The 21,959-nt window shown below is 51.0% G+C and carries 21 protein-coding genes; 15 read left to right on the top strand and 6 right to left on the bottom strand.

All coding sequences use genetic code 11. The features are described from left to right. Window positions 1-31: 31 nt before the first annotated feature. The 7 genes from PLA01S_RS20325 to PLA01S_RS20295 all read left to right on the top strand — a co-directional run bounded on the left by PLA01S_RS20325 (window position 32) and on the right by PLA01S_RS20295 (window position 10,167). Window positions 32-2,272 carry a helix-turn-helix domain-containing protein gene (locus tag PLA01S_RS20325; protein WP_127593774.1) on the top strand — a complete coding sequence of 747 codons (2,241 nt, stop codon included), beginning with the start codon at window positions 32-34 and terminating at the stop codon, window positions 2,270-2,272. Window positions 2,273-2,293: 21 nt separating this feature from the next. Further along, window positions 2,294-3,319 carry a zinc-dependent alcohol dehydrogenase gene (locus PLA01S_RS20320; RefSeq protein ID WP_127593773.1) on the top strand — a complete coding sequence of 342 codons (1,026 nt, stop codon included), beginning with the start codon at window positions 2,294-2,296 and terminating at the stop codon, window positions 3,317-3,319. A gap of 319 nt (window positions 3,320-3,638) precedes the next feature. Next, window positions 3,639-4,862 carry a family 8 glycosyl hydrolase gene (locus tag PLA01S_RS20315; protein WP_127593772.1) on the top strand — a complete coding sequence of 408 codons (1,224 nt, stop codon included), beginning with the start codon at window positions 3,639-3,641 and terminating at the stop codon, window positions 4,860-4,862. A 276-nt stretch (window positions 4,863-5,138) separates the two neighbouring features. Then, window positions 5,139-7,544: an arabinan endo-1,5-alpha-L-arabinosidase AbnB gene (abnB, locus tag PLA01S_RS20310; protein ID WP_127593771.1), complete on the top strand. Its 2,406-nt coding sequence runs from the start codon at window positions 5,139-5,141 to the stop codon at window positions 7,542-7,544. A gap of 288 nt (window positions 7,545-7,832) precedes the next feature. Further along, the gene (locus PLA01S_RS20305; RefSeq protein WP_127593770.1) at window positions 7,833-8,237 is read left to right on the top strand and encodes a DoxX family protein; all 405 of its coding nucleotides are present in this window, start codon (window positions 7,833-7,835) and stop codon (window positions 8,235-8,237) included. 22 nt (window positions 8,238-8,259) lie between these two features. After that, window positions 8,260-8,889, top strand: a complete 630-nt coding sequence (locus tag PLA01S_RS20300; RefSeq protein WP_127593769.1) for a nitroreductase family protein — start codon at window positions 8,260-8,262, stop codon at window positions 8,887-8,889. Window positions 8,890-9,057: 168 nt separating this feature from the next. Then, on the top strand, window positions 9,058-10,167 hold the full coding sequence (locus PLA01S_RS20295; RefSeq protein WP_246059705.1) for a hypothetical protein: 1,110 nt from the start codon (window positions 9,058-9,060) through the stop codon (window positions 10,165-10,167). An 84-nt stretch (window positions 10,168-10,251) separates the two neighbouring features. On the opposite strand, the gene PLA01S_RS20290 is transcribed toward PLA01S_RS20295, so the two are convergent. The 6 genes from PLA01S_RS20290 to PLA01S_RS20265 all read right to left on the bottom strand — a co-directional run bounded on the left by PLA01S_RS20290 (window position 10,252) and on the right by PLA01S_RS20265 (window position 14,771). Continuing rightward, the gene (locus tag PLA01S_RS20290) at window positions 10,252-10,686 is read right to left on the bottom strand and encodes a DUF6376 family protein (RefSeq protein WP_127593767.1); all 435 of its coding nucleotides are present in this window, start codon (window positions 10,684-10,686) and stop codon (window positions 10,252-10,254) included. Between the two features lie 145 nt (window positions 10,687-10,831). Continuing rightward, window positions 10,832-11,329 carry a hypothetical protein gene (locus PLA01S_RS20285; RefSeq protein WP_127593766.1) on the bottom strand — a complete coding sequence of 166 codons (498 nt, stop codon included), beginning with the start codon at window positions 11,327-11,329 and terminating at the stop codon, window positions 10,832-10,834. 264 nt (window positions 11,330-11,593) lie between these two features. Further along, window positions 11,594-12,244, bottom strand: a complete 651-nt coding sequence (locus tag PLA01S_RS20280) for an amino acid ABC transporter permease (RefSeq protein ID WP_127593765.1) — start codon at window positions 12,242-12,244, stop codon at window positions 11,594-11,596. Between the two features lie 42 nt (window positions 12,245-12,286). After that, window positions 12,287-12,940: an amino acid ABC transporter permease gene (locus tag PLA01S_RS20275; RefSeq protein WP_164817482.1), complete on the bottom strand. Its 654-nt coding sequence runs from the start codon at window positions 12,938-12,940 to the stop codon at window positions 12,287-12,289. A 142-nt stretch (window positions 12,941-13,082) separates the two neighbouring features. After that, window positions 13,083-13,892 (bottom strand): ABC transporter substrate-binding protein, encoded by an 810-nt coding sequence (locus PLA01S_RS20270; protein WP_127593763.1) that lies wholly within the window; start codon window positions 13,890-13,892, stop codon window positions 13,083-13,085. Between the two features lie 105 nt (window positions 13,893-13,997). Continuing rightward, window positions 13,998-14,771, bottom strand: coding sequence for an amino acid ABC transporter ATP-binding protein (locus PLA01S_RS20265; RefSeq protein WP_127593762.1), 774 nt, complete (start codon window positions 14,769-14,771; stop codon window positions 13,998-14,000). 147 nt (window positions 14,772-14,918) lie between these two features. Here PLA01S_RS20265 and PLA01S_RS20260 point away from each other — a divergent pair, with 147 nt between their 5' ends. The 8 genes from PLA01S_RS20260 to PLA01S_RS20230 all read left to right on the top strand — a co-directional run bounded on the left by PLA01S_RS20260 (window position 14,919) and on the right by PLA01S_RS20230 (window position 21,897). After that, window positions 14,919-16,100 (top strand): acyltransferase, encoded by a 1,182-nt coding sequence (locus tag PLA01S_RS20260; RefSeq protein WP_127593761.1) that lies wholly within the window; start codon window positions 14,919-14,921, stop codon window positions 16,098-16,100. 225 nt (window positions 16,101-16,325) lie between these two features. Beyond that, the gene (locus tag PLA01S_RS20255) at window positions 16,326-17,966 is read left to right on the top strand and encodes a glycoside hydrolase family 5 protein (protein WP_127593760.1); all 1,641 of its coding nucleotides are present in this window, start codon (window positions 16,326-16,328) and stop codon (window positions 17,964-17,966) included. Window positions 17,967-17,994: 28 nt separating this feature from the next. Then, the gene (locus tag PLA01S_RS20250; RefSeq protein ID WP_127593759.1) at window positions 17,995-18,459 is read left to right on the top strand and encodes a pyridoxamine 5'-phosphate oxidase family protein; all 465 of its coding nucleotides are present in this window, start codon (window positions 17,995-17,997) and stop codon (window positions 18,457-18,459) included. A 304-nt stretch (window positions 18,460-18,763) separates the two neighbouring features. After that, complete coding sequence (cspD, locus tag PLA01S_RS20245) at window positions 18,764-18,964, top strand: cold-shock protein CspD (protein ID WP_006207896.1); 201 nt, start codon at window positions 18,764-18,766, stop codon at window positions 18,962-18,964. A 96-nt stretch (window positions 18,965-19,060) separates the two neighbouring features. Further along, window positions 19,061-19,297 (top strand): cold-shock protein, encoded by a 237-nt coding sequence (locus tag PLA01S_RS20240; protein ID WP_071222231.1) that lies wholly within the window; start codon window positions 19,061-19,063, stop codon window positions 19,295-19,297. 188 nt (window positions 19,298-19,485) lie between these two features. Continuing rightward, complete coding sequence (locus PLA01S_RS32065) at window positions 19,486-19,659, top strand: hypothetical protein (RefSeq protein WP_164817479.1); 174 nt, start codon at window positions 19,486-19,488, stop codon at window positions 19,657-19,659. 335 nt (window positions 19,660-19,994) lie between these two features. After that, window positions 19,995-20,984, top strand: a complete 990-nt coding sequence (locus tag PLA01S_RS20235) for an ABC transporter permease (RefSeq protein ID WP_127593758.1) — start codon at window positions 19,995-19,997, stop codon at window positions 20,982-20,984. A 31-nt stretch (window positions 20,985-21,015) separates the two neighbouring features. Continuing rightward, window positions 21,016-21,897, top strand: a complete 882-nt coding sequence (locus PLA01S_RS20230; protein ID WP_127593757.1) for a carbohydrate ABC transporter permease — start codon at window positions 21,016-21,018, stop codon at window positions 21,895-21,897. Window positions 21,898-21,959 lie beyond the last annotated feature (62 nt).

Here is a 21,959-nt window from a genome sequence, read left to right as displayed (position 1 = left end):
AAGGGATGACATCCAAGAGAGGTGAATCCGTATGAATCGATTGATCGCCAACAGAGGCTTGCTTCAGATTTTCTTCGCTCTGCAACTGGTCGTCGGCATCATGTTCATATTCAATTACATCGTGTACAAGAATTCCATTACCGGAATTTACGACAAGGTGAGCGAGAACAACCGGATGGTGATCAGAAACATTATTCAGTCGTTTGATACCAGTTTCTCCTCCGTAAACAATTTGGTTTTTAATATTCATGCGCTTCCTTCGGACCGGATGCAGCTGGATAACGGCAAACTTGACATGGAGAAAGTCATCTCCCTGCAGGACAGCCTCACCAGCATTGTTTCCAATGTGGACATCGTGGAGGATGTGGTCATCTCGTTCGACAATCACGATCTGGCCATTACGACGCGCGGAACCAGCAATTTGGACGCTCTGTTCGACAGGCGGTACAAATCCCAGAAGTTCAACTCGATGTTCTGGAAGACGTTTACCCGATCGGAGCACGAGCTCACGATTTTTCCAGCGGAGGTTTATGCGGATCAGAGCAGCGGGTACGGCCGAAATCTGATGATTGCCGTGGACGGCAACAAGGTCAGAATGTCGAATAAAAACCTGATGATCCTGATTAACGTGAACCGATTGCTTAAAGGGATCGATCTGAATTCGATGATTCCGGGAGCCTCGCTCATCGTGCTGGATGCGAACCGGAACGTCATCTTGAGCACCGAGAAGGATCTGGATCTGGTAGGCATTCTAAACGACGTATACTTTAACCCGTCGCAGGAAGCCTCCCTCACGCATGACGATTTTGAGTACAATTTTTACAAATCGGACTATAACGGTTTTATATATATCAACAAGCTGCCGTACAAGTTTCAAAATATCGATTCCGTTACCAATGCCAATACGTGGATCATGTACGGCGCGATTGCGTTGAACGTCATTCTGTCGGTGCTGCTCAGCATTTATCTGTACCGGCCCGTGAAGAACATCGTGCAGCTGCTCGGGGGAAGTTCGCTGAAAGGGAATGATTTTGTAAAAATCCAGAGCGGCATCATCAAGGTCCAACGGGAGAATGAATCCCTGAAGAAGCAGATGGACCTGGTGGATGAAGATATTCGCCGCGGCGTGTTTCTGCAAACGCTGGACGGCCATCACCATTCGCGCGAGCAGGAAATGCAGATGCAGAAGCATTACACGCATTTTTTCCAGTGCCGGCATTTCATGATGGCGGCCGTGTATTTGCAGCCTGCCGGCAAGGGAGCATCGAAGGTGGATTTTGTCCTGGAGGAATTGACGGCCCAGATCCGAAGCAGCCTGCAGGGACGCTATGAACATGTGGTGGTTTATCATGTCGAAGAGCTGAGGTTCCTCGCGCTCATCGGTTTGGATCAGCCGTCGGACCGCAAACAGCTGGTACGGAAATTCGAAGAGTATATCCGCCTGTGCAACCAGGAGTATACGGATATGTTCACGGTGTGGGGCTGCGTAAGCCGGACGTATGAATCCAAGATCAGCAACTGCTGCGAAGCATACCGGAATATTAAGGATGGTCGGTTATACCGAAACGTGAATGCGGACACGGATATGGTCGATACGGAGCAAATCCGTTATGTCCCGGATATTTATTACCCGCTTCAGAAGATTGAGAAGCTGAGCAACTGCATGCTGAGCGGCAAGGTGGATGAAGGATTGCAGATCGTGAGTGACATTTTTCAGCAGAATGCGGATCTTCACATCCACCATCATCAGATGGTGCATATTGCGAAGAGCATGTTCTTTCTGGTCATGAAGCAGGCGGATTCGCCGTCCGTTGACCGCAACGAGCTGTTTTTGCTGGAGAGTGATTTCATCCGCAAGGTTGATCAAGCCTTTACCTATGAAGAGATTCAGAAGGCGCTGTTGGAAGTGATGCGCGTTGTGGCCAACACGCGGAACCATGATCCGCGGAGCAAGCTGAATCCCGCCTTCATCTCGCAATACATCGAACTTCATTATATGGAGAATCTGTATTTGGACCATATGGCCGAGGTGCTGGATACAAGCTCCAAATATTTCTCGAATTATTTCAAGAAGACATTCGGCGTGAATTATGTGGAGTATTTGAACAAGGTCCGATTATCGCACGCACGTGAATATCTCCGGAACACGGATCTCAGCATTGCCGAAATCGGAGAGAAAACGGGGTATTCGAACTCTTCCACATTTACGACAACGTTTAAGAAGTATAGCGGCGTATCGCCGAGCGAATATCGGAAAGCATCAGGAAAATAAGGTGGAGCAGGAGGGTTCATATTGAAGGCTGTTGCCACGATTCATGGAAAAGTGATCGTTGATCAAATTGAGAAGCCGGCCGAATTGCCGGCAGGTCATGTGCTGATTCGTACCGAATACTCGGCGGTCAGCCCGGGCACGGAAATGATCTTTATACGAAGGGCTTCGGATCAAAAAGTCATTATGGGTTACAGCGCCGTGGGGATCGTCGAAGACTTGGGAGAAGGCGTGAAGGGACTTGCCGTCGGTCAACGGGTGGCCTGCTATGGAGCACCTTACGTGCGCCATGCCCAGTGGCTTACCGTGCCTTCGAACCTGACGGCGATCGTTCCGGATGGAGTAGACCCGCAGGAAGCCGCGTTTGCGGGACTGGGAGCGATTGCGATCCATGCCCTGCGGGTTGCGGATCTGCGCTTCGGCGAATCGGCCGTGGTGGTCGGGCTTGGCATCCTGGGCCAGATGATTGCCCAGATCGCTCACGCGGCGGCTTGCCCCGTTGCGGGATTTGATCTGAATCCGGAGCGGGTTCAGGGATTGAAGCGGCATATTCCTTATGCCTATGACAATCAGGAACGGCTTGAGGAGCAGATTGGCATCATGACGGGCGGGCATGGAGCCGACAGCGTCATCCTGTGCGCAAGCGGTCCCGGGGAAGAGCTCATCAACGCGTCGATGACATGGATTCGGGATAAGGGGAAAATCGTCATCGTTGGCGATTTATCCATGACGTACGCGCGGGACCGGATGTTTGGCAAGGAAGCGCAGGTGCTCATATCGCGGGCCGGCGGTCCGGGGCGGTACGACGCAAGCTATGAACTCCGCAACACGGATTACCCGATCGGCTTTGTGCGCTGGACGGAAGGCCGCAACATCGCGGAATATATCCGTTTATTGGCTGAGGGGAGAATCTCGGTCAAACCGCTGATCTCGCATGTGGTCCCCGTGGATGAAGCGGGCAAGGCTTATGAGCGGTATGGCCCCGGATCAACGACGCTGGGGACGATATTTAGATACGATTCGGAGGCGGTGGGTGCGGGGGCCGACTAGATTGGCCAAGCGAAATAGTGATTGCCGTCTTTCCGGGCAGTGAATACTGCTAGCGGAAAGGCGGCTATTTTGCTTGTAGACGAATCCTGCCTGCGAAACTAATAATTTACAATAATATACAATTCTATTATACTCGTAGTAGATATGGATAATATCTCATTTTATATGGAGACAGTTACATATCTATCTATTCATACATACAAGCAGCAGTTCCCTCGTTTCCATCGATCATTGGAAGGGTGGTGGTTTATTCGAAACCGGTTTACCAGACTGTAGTGGTAATGGCTTTCCAATTCGAAAAACAAAGGAGCGAAGCGTGATGAAAGTATTCCGAAATTCGATCATCCGTAAGTCGGCTGTGTTGTTCTGTGCTGTTCTACTGATCTTGCCAGCCGGATTGTCTCTGGCGGCCAACAAGCCGTTTCCCCAACATACGTCGTATACGAGCGGTTCGATTAAACCAAACAATGTGACTCAGTCCGCGATGGACAATGCGGTCAAGAGCAAATGGAACAGCTGGAAAGGGTCTTTCTTGAAGCCTGCAGCGACAGGGCAATATTACGTAAAATACAATTCGGCGGGCGAGACGGTGTCCGAGGCTCATGGCTACGGGATGCTCTTCACCGTTCTGATGGCGGGATACGACAGTAATTCCCAGTCGTATTTCGACGGACTTTATCGCTATTACAAGGCGCATCCGAGTAATAACAATCCGTATCTGATGGCTTGGAAGCAGAACAGCAGCTTTCAGAATATAGGGGGAGCCAATTCGGCAACGGACGGCGATATGGACATTGCTTACGCACTCCTGCTGGCGGACAAGCAGTGGGGAAGCAGCGGATCGATTAATTACCTCCAGGCAGCTAAGGATATGATCAATGCGATCATGAGCAATGACGTGAATCAGTCGCAGTGGACACTGCGACTAGGCGATTGGGCAACCAGCGGCATTTTCGACACCGCCACGCGGCCATCGGATTTCATGCTGAACCATATGAAGGCATTCCGTGCGGCTACCAGCGATGCCCGTTGGGATAACGTCATTAACAAAACCTATACCATCATCAACTCCATTTATAACGGCTACAGCTCCAATACCGGCTTGCTTCCGGATTTTGTCGTCATGTCGGGCAGCAATTATCAGCCTGCGGAAGGGGGATTCCTGGAAGGGGCGAATGATGGAAAATACTATTACAATTCGTCCCGGACTCCTTGGCGGATTACGACGGACTATCTGATGACCGGCGATACGCGCGCGCTGAATCAATTGAACAAGATGAACACATTCATTAAATCAGCCACAAGCAGTAATCCAGCCAACGTCAAGGCAGGGTATAACCTGAACGGCACCGTGCTGGTGACATATAACAGTGGGGCGTTCTATGCTCCTTTTGGCGTAAGTGCGATGACTTCGTCCAGCCACCAGAGCTGGCTGAATTCGGTATGGAATTACACGGCGAACGCATCTGCAGAGGGATATTATGAGGAAAGCATTAAGCTGTTCTCGATGATCGTCATGTCGGGTAACTGGTGGACATATTAAAACATTATGCTGTTTAACTTCATGTAAATATAAAATAAACCCTCGATCCGTATTGGATCGGGGGTTTTTAGGACTTTCCTACCAATAATTGATTTATAGCAAAAAATGATAAGAATTCGCATTGATATTTTATGTTGAGCAGTGTTAATATCTTATCAAATATAAAACATTTTATATTATTATAAATTAAATAACCAGAGGTTTTATCGTAATTGACATCTTGTTTTTTATTTATGAAAGGGTTTACAAAAAAGAGCGAATCGAAGGGAGAATCGTATGAACAAGAGCATGCTGCGTAAGACAGCTGCGGCAGGGATAGCCGCAGTTTTAATGGCTGGGGGCTTAGGCACTGCAGGCCAAGGGCCCGCATCAAGCGGTCCGGACGTTTACGCGGAGGCAGCCCCGCTGAAGAAGGGGGAGAAGGCACCGGTATTCCGGGAGGCTTCCGTGCACGATCCGTCCGTAATCAAAACAGGAGATACATACTATGTGTTCGGTTCCCATCTGGCTGCGGCCAAATCGAAGGGCCTGATGAGCTGGGATATGGTCGCGTCCGGAGTCGCAACCGGCAATCCACTGATTCCGAACGTAACGGAAGAGCTGAAAGAAACGCTGGAATGGGCGCAAAGCGATACGTTGTGGGCGGCCGACGTGATTCAGCTGGCAGATGGTAAATTCTATATGTACTATAACGCCTGCAAAGGGGATTCCCCTCGATCCGCCATGGGGATCGCCGTTGCCGATCAGATCGAAGGCCCGTATAAGGATACCGGCATCATTCTGAAATCCGGCATGTGGGACGAGATCAGTGAAGATGGAACCATCTATGATGCAACGAAGCACCCGAATGTCGTCGATCCGGATGTGTTCTTTGATAAGAACGGCAAGCTGTGGATGGTATACGGCTCCTATTCCGGCGGCATTTTCATTATGGAGATGGATCCCAAGACCGGAAAACCGCTGCCTGGGCAAGGATACGGCAAGAAGCTGCTGGGGGGGAATCACAGCCGGATCGAAGGGCCTTACATGCTGTATAACCCGGCCACGGACTATTATTACCTGTATCTGTCCTACGGAGGATTGGATGCAGTTGGCGGCTACAATATGCGGGTCGTCCGCTCCAAAAATCCGGATGGTCCTTTCTACGATGCGGAGGGCAACGATATGACAGAGGTGAAGGCCGATCCGGCCCTTCCGCTTTTTGATGACCGGTCGATTGAGCCGTATGGCGTAAAGCTGATGGGGAACTATTTGTTTAAGCGTATGATCGGTGATCCGGGAACGGGGATCGGCACCGGGGCCGTATCGCCGGGCCATAACTCCGTCTATTATGATGAGCAGAGCGGAAGAACATTTCTTATCTTTCACAGCCGCTTCCCGCAGCGGGGAGAAGAGCATGAAATCCGGGTGCATGAATTGTATATGAACCAGGACGGCTGGCCGGTATCGGCTCCATACCGCTATGCGGGCGAGGAGGCCAAGGAATCCAAGAAAATTACGCCGAATGATGCGGCTGGAGACTACAAGCTGATTCAACACGGTAAAGATATATCATCCGCCATGAAAGAATCGGTGCCGATTGAGCTTCATAAGAACGGTAAAGTGACGGGTGGGGCATCCGGGACATGGAAGATCAGCGGAAAGCGGGATGTAACGCTTAATCTGGATGGGAAGAGTTATAAAGGCGTACTGACTCTGCAGTGGGACCCGGAGGCGAAGCGGCAGGTGATGACCTTTACAGCCCTTTCGGCGGACGGTACAGCGGTGTGGGGTGCGCGTCAGCTTGATCGCAGCGACAGGGAACTCGTGGATGCCGTGAAGAAGGACCTGTCCCTCGGGGATGTGAGCGGAATTTTCTACGATCTGGCTTTGCCGTCCGAAGCTTCCGGCGGTGCCGTCATTCGCTGGACCTCCTCTCATCCCGAGGTCATATCGACGGAGGGTAAGCTGAATCGTCCTGCGGCCGGGGCGGGGGACGCGAAGGTTACGCTGATCGCCCAGATTACGAAAGGCAAAGCGAAAACTTCCAAAACCTTTGACGTGACCGTGCTGCAGCAGTCGGCAGGGCCAGTGCTGCTGAACTATCCGTTCAGCGAGGATAAAGAAGGCACGGTGTTCGACACCTCGGATAACGGATTTCATGGGAAGGTTCTTGGTGGAGTCCAGTGGAATGAGAAGAGCTGGCAGGGAGGCGGAATGGACTTTAACGGCTCGGACGGCTATATTGAACTGCCGAATCGGGTTACGGATACAGAGGACTTTACCTTTGCTGCTTGGGTATATTGGAAGGGTGGAGCACCATGGCAGCGAGTACTGGATGCCGGCAGCGGGCTCGCCAGGCATATGTTCCTGACGCCATCCCAGCACGCCGGCGTCCTCCAGTTTACGATTCACGATAATGGCGGAGACCAGAGCCTCCTTAGCAACGCGCCGCTTCCGGTGAATGCATGGACGCATGTAGCCGTGACCCTTCAGGGGGATACGGGCAAATTGTACGTGAACGGTCAAGTCGTGGCCGCCGGAGATCATATGAAGCTGAATCCGAATGAACTGCTGACAACGGAAGCTTATTTAGGTAAAAGCCGCTTTGCGGCCGACCCATATTTTAACGGGAGCTTGGATGAGGTGCGGATGTATAACAAGGCGCTGACCGACAATGAAATCAAGAAACTGGCCGAATGACTTTACACGATGAATCATGAGTTATGCGTGCAGACTACCGTCTGCACGCTTTTTGTATTGGCGTTTAAAATAACGGTTGACAGGAGGATGTATTTCATATATCTTGATATTAAGTTAAGCGACTATATAAAAGTTAGTCGATTGAAAGGAGTAAGTATAAAGTGCATAAACGTTAGCGAAGTAAAGCGGGTTAATCATTCTACACCTATATATCTTTATATAAAGATATTAATGAACAGGGTCGATGAATTTCTATAAATAATGAACATGAATATGGAGGCGTACAAAATGGCTATAGATATTGGATTGTTGATACTTCGTTTGGTGGTTGGGTTGTCGTTCATGGCGCACGGCGCACAGAAGCTGTTTGGATGGTTTGGTGGTTACGGGCCGAAAGGCACGGGCGGCTGGATGGAATCGGTTGGCATTAAGCCTGGGGTCGCGATCGCGGTGTTGTCAGGTTTGATGGAGCTGGTTGGCGGGCTGCTGCTGGCGGCCGGATTTCTCACGGTGCTCGGCGCCGCGTTGATCACGCTGACGATGCTGGGCGCCATCGTGAAGGTGCATGGCCGGAACGGGTATTGGTCCACAGCGAATGGATACGAGTATAATTTGCTGTTGATCGCAGTGGCCGTTGCACTGGCACTCACGGGTGCAGGCGCGTATTCACTGGATGCGGTAATCTCTAACTAATCGATGATGGGGGCGTGCAGATATGAGTGATCTGACAACATTAATTAAGAGCCGGAGATCGGCTAATCTGTTTATGGAAGGGATTGAAATCCCGGATCAGGATTTGAATGATATATTTAATGAAGTTAAATATGCTCCTTCGGCTTTTAATTTGCAGCATACGCACTATGTTGTAGTGAAGGATCCCGATATCAAGCACAAGGTTTACGAAGCCGCCAACAAGCAGCATAAGATACTCACCGCGTCGGCCGTCATCGTGGTGCTGGGGAATAAGCAGGCCTACCAGGATATCGGGAGAATGAATGAGGGCTTTCTGAATTTAGGCGTGATCGACAAGCTCGAATATGACATGACGGTTGAATCAGTGAAGAACTTTTATGAAGCAGGTGGAGAATCCTTTATGAGGGATGAAGCCATCCGGAATGCCAGTCTATCCGCCATGTTAATGATGATGGTGGCCAAGGACAAGGGATGGGATACCTGCCCGATGATCGGATTTGATCCCGAGGTCCTGCAGAAGGATCTGAGCATTCCGGACTCTTATGTGCCCGCCATGCTGATCGCGATCGGCAAGGAGGATGTAAGAAAGCCTCGTCCCCGGGGCTATCGCAAGCCAGTATTGGAATTTGTAAGCTATAATCAATTTAATTAATGCATGATATGAGAAGGAGCTCCCGCAACAGGTCTTTAGATCTGGCGGGAGCTTTTTTCATCCGCAATGATAAACATTCCTCTCTATTATGACGATGATGAATATAAAGAGATCGGTGCAGCGCCAATCCTAAAATACATTTGTACTCGTTATATGGGGGTGAACGAAATGAAGACGAGGAAGCAGCCGTATCAGCGATCCGGACAGATCCTGGTTCTGACTGTCATGACGATTATGCTAATGGTCGCATGCACGAAGGAGGTGCCGGGATCCATACAGCAAAATAGATCGACTGCCGCCGCGCCGAGTGCAGGAGAAGCCGGGAATCAATCGGAAATGCCGGCAGCAGCAACGGAAAGTTTGCGTACGGCATTCCAGCCGGAAGATCAAAGCAATCACCAGGCTAAGCAAGAATCGGAGCCGTCGGAGGGGGAGTCCAACCACAATCCGATTGAAGCGGTTCTCGACATGTATGAGGCGCTTCAGGCTAACGATTTCGCCACGTATTTCCGTCATGCTGACATTCCGAGCGTCCGTATGTCCCCTGCCAAGCTGGAGGTGTTATTCGAAGAGGCCGGCAAGCGTGAAGTGAGACCGGAACGATTCAAGCTTTTTAATCGAGAGGGGCTGGATCGGGAAAGCCGTCAGTTGTTATCTCTTACGTACGGCAGCCAAGCCGAGATTGTGCTGGAGGAGCTCAGTCAGGGCGATCAGAATCTGTGGTTTGTGACGGCGTTCACGGATGGACTTAAAGTTGTGGAGCAATCCACGATCTACCCCGGAGCCTACGAGCTTGGAAGAGAGGCGACGATGGAAGAACTTATCGCTATAGAGATCCAGCATACAGCTGGAGACAGGGCATTTCTTGCCGCGAAAGCGAAAAAGCCTGTATGGAACCCGGTGCAGACCGTTTCCCTGCTGTATCAGGCAGCGCAGACGGAGGATACGGAAACCTTTTACGCGATGTCGGGCGGAGGTGAGGGGTACTTTTCAGGTCAGTACGCCCGGGACATGGTGGAATTTACGGAATGGATGAAGTCTTTTGAAAGCGTGCAGCATATTTCAATCGAATCGGTCCCGCGGGAGAATATGGCCGCGAGTTATAGAGAAGAATATAATGAACGCTTTGGCGACGCATGGCAATTCATTGTGGCTTGGGACCCGAAGGATGAAGCGGGCTATCAAGGGACATACTGGATTATGGCGCCTAGCGAAGACGGAACGCGATATGTCGTAAAGCAGACGCTTACCGCCAACCTGGAATCCTTTTTTAAATGAGGAATACATACATAGCGAAGACAAACATAGCAGCCCCGCTCATGAAGAGCAGGGCTGCTATGTTGTCGGCAAGGGTTTGCCTGATTACGGCTGAAGATTTTGGAGCATATCCATCGTTTCGTTAATTTTATTGATGGTTTGAACGATGTTGGAATTCTGGAAGTCGGTCACTCCGTTCTGGATTTGATCCATATAGCCGTTGATGTCGGTCAGCAGCGTGTCGTTTAAAGCGACCAGCTGTTCATGGATGGTCTGCGCAAAAGCAGGGGCTTCGATGCCATTAAACTCCGAGATCCGGGTTTTCATTGCTTCGAGTTCTTGGGTCAGCGTTTCCTTGGCATCTGTATTCGTGGCGGCCTGTTGGGCAAGCTCCGGAATGGACTCGGCAAATTGGGATGTTTCATTTATAAAAGTGGTGGCTTCTTTCGTATAATCCAAGGAATTGTTCACGCTGTCCACCAAGGAACAGCCGGAGAGAACTCCCAGAACAAGTGAAATTAACAATAATCTTTTGATCATTTCTCATCCTCCTGTCGTCTAAACGCAGTTCTTATACGTTGTATACGTATGACAAGGAGAATGGTTGTATTTTTTTCGCGCGAGCGGGCAGGTACTTTCAGGCAACGCTGAACAGCCAACATTTCCTGAGAAGGCTGGGAAGGGATTAATATTTCCCTAGCAGGTAGCGAACAAGCTCAATCAAACCCGCCAGGATAACGCCGGACTTTGGGCTTTCGGCTGACCGAGTCGGCTTCTCAGGCTGGATGCCTTCCCCCAGCGAAGTCACGTCAACGGATGAGGAGGGACCGGTATTTCCGCATAGATGGGGTTTCAGCTTTTCCCCGCTTTTCTCGGCGAACACGATATATTCCTTGCCTGTTTCAAAGGATTCCCAGCCATTGGAATAAAGGGTGACGGTTGGTGAATCCGATTCCCCCTTCCACCACTCGGAAACCTGGAATACATATTTGCTTTTGGATATATCGGCTTTAGGATTGGACGAGGCCAACGTGCCCCTGAATACCGCGTCCGAGGTGTTTAACTCTTCGGTAACCTTTCGAGGCTCCGCGCATGACAAGGCGGATACCGTGGAGTGATCTGCGCCAAGCCATAATCCGACAGTAAGGGAAAGAGCGATCATGGCGAGAAAGCCTTTTTTCATATCGGCGTCTCCTTTCGGGATGATTATGTATTTAGACGAGGAGGGGTTTGCCATTGTTGCAGCGTACTTGGAAATAAATCCGATGCCCATATGGCTGCAGGTGCGGGGAGCTTGGGTTTTAGAATTCGCAGGTGCTGCAGAAGCGCAAATACCCCGCAAGCCAAAATGGCTGCGGAGCATGGACGTAAACGCGTATGGTGGGCCGTTGTTTTTTTCACGATAATGGTTAGTAGTCCAGGACAGGAGCGGGAACAGCAGACCAGATTAGATCTGTCTTGCTTCCAGCCGTTTGGCGATAATGGACAGAAGATAATTCAGCGTGAAGTACAGCAAGGACGCAAAAACAAGGGCAGGAATAACATAGGCATAGCTGGAACCGCTAAGAATTTGCACGTTGCGCATCAGCTCAGGCAGTGAAATGATCACGGCGAGCGATGTGTCCTTAATGAGCGAGATGAACTGGCTCACCATGGGTGGGGACATCCGGCGCAGCGCCAGCGGGAGAATCACGTGCCGCAGTGTCTGCATATAAGAGAGACCGGAGGCCCGGGCCGCTTCGATCTGGCCTTTATCCACCGATACGAGGCCGCTGCGGATAATTTCGGCGATCATGGCTCCTTCAAAAATGCTCAGGCCGACGACGGCCGCCCAGAAGGTGGGAATACGAATCCCGGTCTGGGGCAGAACCATCCCGATGAAGAAAATGATCAGCAGCAGCGGCAAATTGCGGATAATATCCACCAATATGGCCGTCGTCCTCGACAGGAAGGGGGTTTTCGTATACCTCACGGTCCCGAGCACGGTTCCAATGATGAAGCTGAATACAATGGATAAGCCGGCAACCTGCACCGTGATCCAAAAGCCTTGAAGGAGATATCGCAGATTCGGCCAGGAGTATGCACCGATAAAATCCATCTCATGCCACCTCCTGTTTATTAGGCAAACTTCGTGTTAACGTCAATTGCTTCTCGCAAAGCGGCGTTCCATGTAATGGACGGCCAGGCTGAGCGGTATGGTCAGGAGCAGGTAGAACAGGGCTACAAACGTATAGACGGGAATGCCTTTGAAGGTGCTCAGGTTAATCAGATCGGCGTAATACATCAGGTCGAGTCCGGCGATAACGCCCAGGACCGAGGAGTTCTTGACCAAATTGATCAATTGGTTGCCGATGGCCGGCAGTACGATTTTGATCGCCTGCGGAAGAATGATGTAGCGCATGTTCTGGATATAACTCAGCCCGGAGGAGCGAGCCGCCTCCGACTGTCCGGAGGGTACCGCCTGGATCCCCGCCCGAATGGCTTCGGCAATGAAGGCAGCCGTATACACCATCAGCCCAAGCGTACCCGAGGTGAACGGATCAACCGGTATGCCGAGAGAGGGCAGGCCCAGGAAAAAGAAAAAGACAACCACCAGGAGCGGAATGTTACGGATAAACTCTACATAGATGGCGCCGATGGTTTTTAATATGCGGAATGGGGCAATCCGCAAGATGGCGATCAAGGTGCCCAGCACCAAGCTGCCGATCAGCCCAAGCAGGCTGGCGAGAATGGTCTGGCCCAGGCCAGCCATGAATTGATCCCAATGCTGGGTCAGAATGTTGAAATCCCACAAGGTCACAATGCTTCACCTCCAATGAGGGATGATGGTCGTTTAGCCGGTCGAAAGCAGCCAGGCAGTCCCGCCCGGGTAAAAGGGAGGAACCTGATTGGAGCCATGACGCCTTAGGCCCGGCCCGACCATTACATGCTTGCAGTTATTCCGGTTTCACGCCCATCCATTGCTCATACAGTTTGTCGTATTCGCCGCTATCCTTCAGCTCCTTCAACAGCTCGTTGACGGTTTTCACAAACTCCGGATTTCCTTTTTTGATGGCCATGCCGTATGGTTCATCCGTAAAGTTGCCGCCGACCAGCTCAAAGCTCGGGTCCTGCTGCTGCATGCCGAGGAGGATGGAATTGTCGGTGGTCAGGGCGTCCCCCTGTCCCGCCTTGAGTGCGGTGAAGGCGTCCTGATAATTCTCGAATTCGAGAATGACTGCGTCGGGCGCTTTCTCGCGGATATTTTGCGCGGATGTGGAGCCTTTTACCGTGAGCACCTTCGTATCTTTGTTCAGGCTTTCCAGACCCGTGATCGGGCTTCCCTTCTTCACCAGCAGCGATTGGCCGGCCTCAAAATACACATCGCTGAAGTCCACCTGCTCCTTGCGCTCCTCCGTTATGGTCATCGTGGCGATAATGATGTCGATGTCCCCGTTCTTCAGCATGTCGATCCGGGTTTTGGAGGTAACTTCCTTCAGCTCGACCTTGGTCTCGTCACCGAGAATCTTTTTGGCCAGCGCTTTGGCGATGTCGATATCGAAACCCTCCACATTGCCGGTGGCAGGATCCTGCAGTCCAAACAGCTTTGTATCATATTTTACGCCGGCTACAAGCTTACCCCGTTTCTTAATCGCCTCGAGGGTGTCCGTATTGCCGGAACCCCCGCATCCGGATGCGATCAGCATGATCACTAACGCTAACAAGGCCGCGCTCCACCTGAAGGTCCTCGTAAATCTTCTTTTCATATCCCCAGTTCCCCCTAAAAAGTATATTTTCTCTTCATGAGCAAGCCCCTGAAGAGCAGCATTGCGGAAATTCAATCCTTCCCGCCCCTACGCACCAAGTCCGGGTTAGTGATGCAGCAGACGGCTCAGGAAGGCCCGTGCTCTTTCTTCCCGCGGCTGATTGAAAAACTCGGAGGCGGGCGCATCCTCGATAATCCGGCCTTCGTCCATAAAGACGATTCGATCCGCGGCTTCGCGGGCGAAGCCCATCTCATGGGTAACCACGGCCATGGTCATGCCTTGGTGGGCGAGTGAGCGCATGACGTCGAGCACTTCGCCGATCATCTCCGGGTCGAGTGCGGACGTCGGTTCATCAAACAGCATAATCTTCGGGTTCATGGTCAATCCGCGGGCAATCGCAACCCGCTGCTGCTGGCCGCCCGAGAGCTGGGATGGATAGCTGTCCGCTTTGTCCGCGATGCCGACCCGCTGCAGGTACGTCATCGCTTTTTCCGTCGCCTCCGCTTTGGACATCCCCAGAACCTTCATGGGGGCGAGAATAATGTTGTCGATCACTTTTTTGTGCGGGTACAGGTTGAAATGCTGGAAGACCATCCCGATATTCCGCCTGAATGCATTGATGTCGATCTTTCTTTCATGCAGCTTGACGCCATTCACGACAAGCTCCCCATCCGTAATGCTTTCGAGCCGATTGATGCACCGCAGCAGCGTGCTTTTACCGGAGCCGGAAGGTCCAACGATGACAACGACTTCCCCCTGGGAAATGGTCAGGTCGATTTCTTTCAGAACATGGAAGGTTCCGAAAAATTTATTGACGCGGCTAAATTCAATCAGTAGAAATCCCCTCCTATTCACTTCGAATTGGACGCCTGCATGCATGTAAGCTATTGTCCTGTTTGGGTGCCAGGCCCTTTTTACACTGGTATGGCAAAGGGAGCTTGTTCCATGCCACTTTTAGGAAAATTTAGTATCCAAGCGGTGGGGAGTGAGATATAATAGGGGGCGTAATCATATGGAGGAGGCAACATGGAGAAACGTGCAAAATTAACCGAAATCGACCTGGTTCGGGGCTTTGCGATGATGGGCGTGCTGATGGTGCATGCAACGTCGTTCGCCACAGTTCAGATGCGCGGGGACGATTTTTTTGGCTTGTATAACTTCCTGAACATATTTTCGAAGGTGGGAACGACGACCTTTATATTTCTGAGCAGCTTTGTGCTGTTCTATAATTATTATCACCGTCCGTTCAAGGGCCGTGACCTTGCGCGGTTCTTCAAAAACCGGCTGATGTATATCCTGGTGCCGTATTTGCTGTTCTCGGTTTTGTTCTTTACGGTGGCCTGGTATCATCGCGGGGGCGAGACCGATCTGGCGGCGATGCTGGAGAGCTTCTGGCCCAAGCTGGCAACGGGAAAATCCTACACGCACTTATATTTCATCTTCATTAACATTCAGTTCTACGTGCTGTTCCCGCTCGTGCTGATGCTGCTGAAGCGATTCCGCGGCTTCGCGGCGGTCTGCGTGCTGGTGGGCATTGCATTGCAGTGGCTCTTCTATTTCGGCAATGATGCCTGGTGGGACGTAACGAACCGAAACAGCTGGTCGCTGTCGTTTCTGTCGTATTATTTTCTCGGAGGATGGACTGGCATTTATTATGACCGGGTCAAGGATTGGCTGACATCAGCGCAGCATGCTGCAAGACCGGCGCTGCGCAAGCTGGGCTGGATCTCGCTCTGGGCGGTATGGCTGGGCGCCGCGCTGGTGCATATCGGTCTTCGATACAATCAGCGGCTGCTGGGGACGGAATATCATCCGCTGCTCTACGATGCTTTTTGGAATGTGCATACGTTAACCACCGCCCTGGTCATGCTTCAGGTCGCGCTGTTCTTCGGGAATAAGAGAGTTTGGTGGTTGAACGGGTTCCGGCGGCTCGGGGTGTATTCCTTCGGCGTTTATCTAGTGCATCCGCTGGTGCTCCTCCTCTACCGGGATTTTCCTCCACAGACGGAGAACTCCTGGCTGCTGCTCGCGTGGTATGCCGGCGGTCTTGTCAGCGCGGTGGCGGTTTCTTATATAGTGGTCTACAGCATGAGCCGTCTGGGAGGCTGGACCTGGATCTTCTTCGGTAAACTGCCGGGCAGCTTGCGGAAGGGTAAATCATCAAGTCCTTCAGTTCCGGCCAAGCCGGTTACGGAGGTATCATCATAATCTTGGTAGACGGGAAAGGCGTTATCCTCGATAAGAGGAGAGCGCCTTTTTCTTTTGGCCGGTGGCCGATATTTCAGAATGGTTCCCTGATTTTCGGAATGAGGCTTATTGCCCGGCATGGCATGTTATATTTTGTTTGATGTTTGGCCTGTGGGACGCATGTCGTCGTTGGTATGGACAGGTCAATTACATTCGTTACAGACATGGAAGCGAGGGAATGCCAATATGAATGATAGCAGAAATCCTTTGGTAAACGGTTTTGTTAAGGCGGACGGCAAACGCGTGGTGAATGGGGACGGGCAGGAAATTCTGCTGCAGGGAGTCGGACTTGGCAGCTGGCTGCTGCCGGAAGGATACATGTGGAAAATGCCGGAGCAGGGGGACCGCCCGCGGCGCATCGAGGGCATGATCAGGGATCTGATCGGCGAGGAGAAGGCGTCCGTGTTCTGGGAGACCTATTACGAGCGGTATATCGCAGAGGCCGACATCCGGCAGATCGCTGCCGAGGGCTTTAACTCCATTCGGGTACCGATCAATGCCAGGTTTATGATGGAGGAAGGGCAGCAGCCACCCTTTGTGTACCACGAAGGACATTTGAAGCTCATCGATCAGGTAATCGATTGGTGCAGGACGTATTCGCTGTATGTTATTCTGGATTTGCATGGCGCGCCCGGCGGACAGACCGGCGCCAATATCGACGATTCCGAGCGGGATTTGCCGGAGCTGTTCACGGATCGACTGAACGCGGAGCGGACCGTGGCGCTGTGGCGTTTGCTGGCGGAACGATATAAAGACGAGTGGATCGTTGCCGGTTACGACCTGCTTAACGAACCGCTGCCTGACTGGTTCAGCAAGTATAATGACCGGGTGATGCCGCTGTATAAGGAAATCACCGCGGCTATACGCGAAGTGGACAAGCGGCACATGATCATTCTGGAAGGCGTGCACTGGTCTACGGACTGGAGCATTTTCAACGATACATTCGATGATAACCTGATGCTGCAGTTCCATAAGTATTGGAACAATCCCGACACGGAGAGCATTCAGAAGTATATCGATCTGCGCGAGGAGTGGAATGTGCCGATCTTTATGGGAGAAGGCGGGGAGAACAACCCGCAGTGGTATACGGGGGCCTTCCGGATGTTCGAGGACCACAACATATCCTGGAACTTCTGGACCTGGAAGAAGATGAACACCCAGAATTCGCCGTTCTCGATCCGCATGCCGGAAGGCTGGGAGAAGCTGACGGGTTACCTGGAAGGCGGTGAGAAGCCGTCTTCAGCCGAAGCCGAAGCGATTCTTGACGAATACCTGGACCGTCTTCCGCTGGCAGCCTGCGATGCTTACCCGAATGTATCCCGGTCGCTGCTGCGCCGGCTGCCCATTCAGATCCCGGCAGAGTTTTACGGATATCGGGGCGAGGGCATTTCTTATCATATTGAAACGAAGGCCAGCCAGGGTATCGGCTTCCGGATTTCTGACGGCGTTCCGATGCGGATGATTACGGGCAAGGCGGAGAAACCAAGCTACGCTCCGGAAGGCGGCAAGCCATGGATAGAGGATAACCTGGTATGCGTTCAGCTCCGGGAGGGCGATTGGCTTGCATATGATGCACTTTGCGATTCTGTAGATGTCTTTCATCTAGACATTCGGGCCCTGATTCCCGAGGGAACGGTGGATATCATGCTCCAGATCGGGGACCGGGAGCCTGAGCTTATCTCCTTGTCTGACTCTGGCGAAGGACAGTGGGACGTCCATAGGTTGGCTGAGGCTATGCCGATTGAGGAAGGCCCTGTGGATCTGGTGTTGATGGTGAATAAGGGCCGAATCGAGCTGGATTGGCTGGAATTTACCGAAGCGCGTTAAATTTATAAGTTGAAGGGGAGATGGCGCTGTGACGAAACAGGCTGCAATATCGGAAGGGTTGTGCCAATGGCTGGATGGCTCGGATCTGGAGTCGAAACAGTATGAAGCGATGATGCTATTGAGCGTAACCGAAGATGGATGGCCGAATACGGCCATGCTCAGCGTGGGGGAGGTGCTGGCCTTAGACCGGAGCCGGCTTCGACTTGCATTATGGCAGGGAACGGTTACGACTGGCAATCTTCTTCGCACCGAACAAGGCACATTGGTGGCGATCCATGATGGAGCGGCCCATTATGTTCGGCTGCGTCTTCAAGCGCTTCCCGATCTGCCGGATGCCCGGCATCCGCTGCAGCGTTTTGATGCCGAGGTAGTGGCTGTTCGCGAAGATATCGCGAAGTATGCGGATATTATATCGGCCGTGAAGTTTCAGCTGCACGACCCGGATGAAGTCCTGCAGCGCTGGAAGGAAACGCTGGAGGAATTGCGAAAGTAAACGTTTACGCGTAAAAAACCTGCTCCGGATCCAGCTCCCGGCATATGCCGGGAGTTGTATATGCCTGCTTGTGCTTAATCGGAATGATGCCGAATAAAATAACTTTAATTTTTCCGCAGAATCTTTTGCATTGGTATTTGCTATCGTCGGTCAAATGTGTTAAGATATGAATATCGAAATCGACCTGAATTCACATATTGTAGAGGGTTGTCATTTCTGATAACCTTGTGCAATATGTGAATTTTTTTATTCCGTCTGCGAAGAAAAAAAGGTCATGTAAATATATATCAAGGAGGATTCCCCCATGCAAACAGGAACTGTTAAATGGTTTAATGCTGAAAAGGGCTTTGGTTTCATCGAAGTTGAAGGCGGTAACGATGTATTCGTTCACTTCAGCGCGATCCAAGGCGACGGCTTCAAAACGCTTGACGAAGGCCAACGCGTTGAATTCAACATCGTTGAAGGAAACCGTGGACCACAAGCTGAGAACGTTGTTAAATTGTAATTACAATTGAAGACTGCCCTTAATGTGCGACATTAAGGGCAGTTTTCTTTTATACGGCGTTTCTATTTTCTAAGACGAGAATAAGGAGGAGCGTTCATGTATTCGCGTAAAAACTCGATGGAGAGTATTCCTGAAGAAATAACGGAAGTTTGGGCATGCACAAAGGAAGACTGCAAAGGGTGGATGCGGGACGATTTTGCGTTCGACACGGAACCGGTATGCCATTTGTGTCAATCCCCTATGGTCAAGGAAACGAGAAGCCTGCCGCAGCTAGTTAATACCAATAAACAACAGAAATCTCTGGCTAAGGGGATTCAGATCGAGCGCAAATAGCAGCTAATACCTAGAGAAAGCGCTGGGCAAACACAAATTCTTCTTGAAGCTACCTTCGGATTTTATGGTAAATCCGTCTATTTCTGTTTCATTGGAAGGAGAATGGTTAGTAATACGTGTACCCTTTCATTCTGATTCAGAATGATGTTACATCATAAGGGACGCAAAATTCAAAGGAGTGAAATGTATTGAACACGCAAACCGAGGTACTGAAGCGAAACATTGACAACATGATCAGCCAGGATAACCAAGGCGGCTTGAACGATCAGGAGAAATTCATCATGCAGAAGCTGATGCGTGAGAAATACCAACAGGAACACGAAAGCAAACAGGAACAACACGGGGAAGACAAAGGGGAATAACTGGGGAACCGTTTGATATACGTAAGGAAAAAACGATAACGCCGCCATGACGATCCGATAGATCGCTTGCGGCGAAAGATCGTTAGCAAGAGGGAAGGCATGAATGGCAGCTGTGGAGGCTGCTGTTCATGCCTTTTTTTGTTCCTGGAATGAGCATAGGGCGCAATATTTCGCTTTTGGGTAACATTTTTTCGTAAATGCCGGAGTCTACCCGAAAAATGAGCCCCTTGAAACGAAATCTGAAACCTTTCGTGCAGAGAAAGGACGATCTACAATATAAACATAGAGAATGTAAAGGTTTTCAAAATGATAGGATCAACTTGGAGGTCATAACCATGCAAAATCAACTTCATGCCGATGTTTCCGAAACCGGTGTCGGTCCCTCAATGGAGCCTTCTGTACAGAAGAAGCTTGACAGAAAAAGATGGCTCAGAAAGCTCTACGGCCAACGACATCTCCAAATTATGGCGCTGCTCGGCGTTGCGTGGATGATCATCTTTAACTACATTCCCATGTACGGTGTCATCATTGCATTTAAAGAATTCAATATCGTGAAGTCCATTGGCGAAGCTCCATGGGTAGGGCTTGCGCACTTCAAGGAGTTTTTCTCCGACGAGGACTTTACAAACGTCATGCGGAACACGCTCGGGATCAGCTTGCTGAAGCTGTTTATCGGATTTCCGCTTCCGATCGTTTTTGCACTCTTTCTGAACGAAATCCGGTCCGTTCGCTACAAGAGGACCATTCAGACGATTTCTTATCTGCCTCACTTCTTGTCATGGGTCATTCTCGGCGGTATTCTGATGACCTGGCTTGCGGATATCGGGATTATCAACAATATCTTGCTGGCTCTGCATATGATCGATGAGCCGATCACCTATCTGGCCGAACCGAAATACTTCTGGGGAATTATTATCACTTCGGATATATGGAAGGAGCTTGGCTGGTCCGCGATTATCTATCTGGCGGCCATTGCCAGCATTTCGCCTGAAATGTACGAGGCGTCGACGATTGATGGCGCAGGCCGGTTTCAGAAAATGTGGTATATCACGCTGCCAAGCATCAAATCGACCATATCCATCCTCTTCATTCTTGCGGTTGGTGGTGTGCTGAACTCCAACTTCGATCAGATTTTGGTGCTCCGAAACTCGCTGAACGAAAGCGCGAGCAACGTCATCGATATTTTTGTGTACCACACCGGGATGCAGAACGGACGTTACTCTTATGCGCAAGCCGTCGCATTGTTCAAATCCGTCATTGCGATTATCCTGCTGTTGATCGCGAACAAGGTAACCAAAAAACTGAACGACACATCACTATTTTAGCGGGAGCAGCGAGAAGGGAGACGAATAATCCATGTTTAAGCGCAGAACCAAAGGCGAAGCCTTCTTCGATATATTCAATAATTTCGGCATGCTGATCGTATGCTTTCTGACCATCTACCCGATCTGGTACGTGCTGGTGAATGCCTTTAATGACGGGCAGGACGCCATGCGGGGAGGGATTTATTGGTGGCCGCGGATGTTCAGTCTTGAGAATTTCAGCGCGGTGTTCCAGAGCTCCGGCATCATGACGGCGATGGGCATTACGGTAGCCAAAACCGTGATCGGCGTGTTCATTCACGTCCTCTTCACCGCCATGGTGGCTTATGCATTTTCCCGGAAGGGTCTGATCGGCGGCAAATTCTATATTTTGCTCGGAACGATAACGATGTTTTTCGGCGGCGGATTGATTCCTACCTATCTGTTGATCAAGGATTTGAATATGCTCGACAGCTTCCTGGTGTACATTATTCCGTTCATGTTCAGTTTCTTCGACCTCATCATCTTCATGACCTTCTTCCGGGAAATTCCGGACGGTCTGGAGGAGGCGGCGAAGATTGACGGGGCTAATGACTGGTCCATCTTCCTCCGGGTCGTGCTGCCGGTATCCATGCCGGTTATCGCGACGATTGCGTTGTTTCATGGGGTGTTCCAGTGGAACGACTATTTCACTGGCGTCATCTACATCAACAATACGGATCTGCAGCCGATTCAGACGTATCTGTATAAGGTCGTCGCTCAATCCAGCTCCAATCAGATGATGGCCCAGGTGCCGGGCGGCGTGGCCAAGACGGTCACCTCCCAATCGATCAAGATGGCAACCATGGTCGTAACGACGGCGCCGATCGTCTTCGTCTATCCGTTCCTGCAGCGGTACTTCGTCAAAGGGATGATGATCGGCTCCATTAAAGGTTGATTCATGCGTTCGTTGATAGCTTCGTTTTCCATCTCCCGGGGAACCCGGGGGGAGGGAAGATC

The organism is Paenibacillus lautus NBRC 15380 (assembly GCF_004000945.1).
In the GTDB taxonomy this organism is placed as follows: Bacteria; Bacillota; Bacilli; order Paenibacillales; family Paenibacillaceae; genus Paenibacillus_AQ; species Paenibacillus_AQ lautus.
This window is presented reverse-complemented; position numbering and strand designations above follow the sequence as displayed.

Coding starts and splice junctions, on each gene's coding strand:
- PLA01S_RS20230 (WP_127593757.1), top strand. CDS start 21,016: ATGTTTAAGCGCAGAACCAAAGGCGAAGCCTTCTTCGATATATTCAAT.
- PLA01S_RS20285 (WP_127593766.1), bottom strand. CDS start 11,329: ATGAAAAAAGGCTTTCTCGCCATGATCGCTCTTTCCCTTACTGTCGGA.
- PLA01S_RS20240 (WP_071222231.1), top strand. CDS start 19,061: ATGTATTCGCGTAAAAACTCGATGGAGAGTATTCCTGAAGAAATAACG.
- PLA01S_RS20270 (WP_127593763.1), bottom strand. CDS start 13,892: ATGAAAAGAAGATTTACGAGGACCTTCAGGTGGAGCGCGGCCTTGTTA.
- PLA01S_RS20255 (WP_127593760.1), top strand. CDS start 16,326: ATGAATGATAGCAGAAATCCTTTGGTAAACGGTTTTGTTAAGGCGGAC.
- PLA01S_RS20235 (WP_127593758.1), top strand. CDS start 19,995: ATGCAAAATCAACTTCATGCCGATGTTTCCGAAACCGGTGTCGGTCCC.
- PLA01S_RS20300 (WP_127593769.1), top strand. CDS start 8,260: ATGAGTGATCTGACAACATTAATTAAGAGCCGGAGATCGGCTAATCTG.
- PLA01S_RS20260 (WP_127593761.1), top strand. CDS start 14,919: ATGGAGAAACGTGCAAAATTAACCGAAATCGACCTGGTTCGGGGCTTT.
- PLA01S_RS20315 (WP_127593772.1), top strand. CDS start 3,639: ATGAAAGTATTCCGAAATTCGATCATCCGTAAGTCGGCTGTGTTGTTC.
- cspD (WP_006207896.1), top strand. CDS start 18,764: ATGCAAACAGGAACTGTTAAATGGTTTAATGCTGAAAAGGGCTTTGGT.
- PLA01S_RS20290 (WP_127593767.1), bottom strand. CDS start 10,686: ATGATCAAAAGATTATTGTTAATTTCACTTGTTCTGGGAGTTCTCTCC.
- PLA01S_RS20265 (WP_127593762.1), bottom strand. CDS start 14,771: ATGCATGCAGGCGTCCAATTCGAAGTGAATAGGAGGGGATTTCTACTG.
- abnB (WP_127593771.1), top strand. CDS start 5,139: ATGAACAAGAGCATGCTGCGTAAGACAGCTGCGGCAGGGATAGCCGCA.
- PLA01S_RS20325 (WP_127593774.1), top strand. CDS start 32: ATGAATCGATTGATCGCCAACAGAGGCTTGCTTCAGATTTTCTTCGCT.
- PLA01S_RS20295 (WP_246059705.1), top strand. CDS start 9,058: ATGAAGACGAGGAAGCAGCCGTATCAGCGATCCGGACAGATCCTGGTT.
- PLA01S_RS20305 (WP_127593770.1), top strand. CDS start 7,833: ATGGCTATAGATATTGGATTGTTGATACTTCGTTTGGTGGTTGGGTTG.
- PLA01S_RS20280 (WP_127593765.1), bottom strand. CDS start 12,244: ATGGATTTTATCGGTGCATACTCCTGGCCGAATCTGCGATATCTCCTT.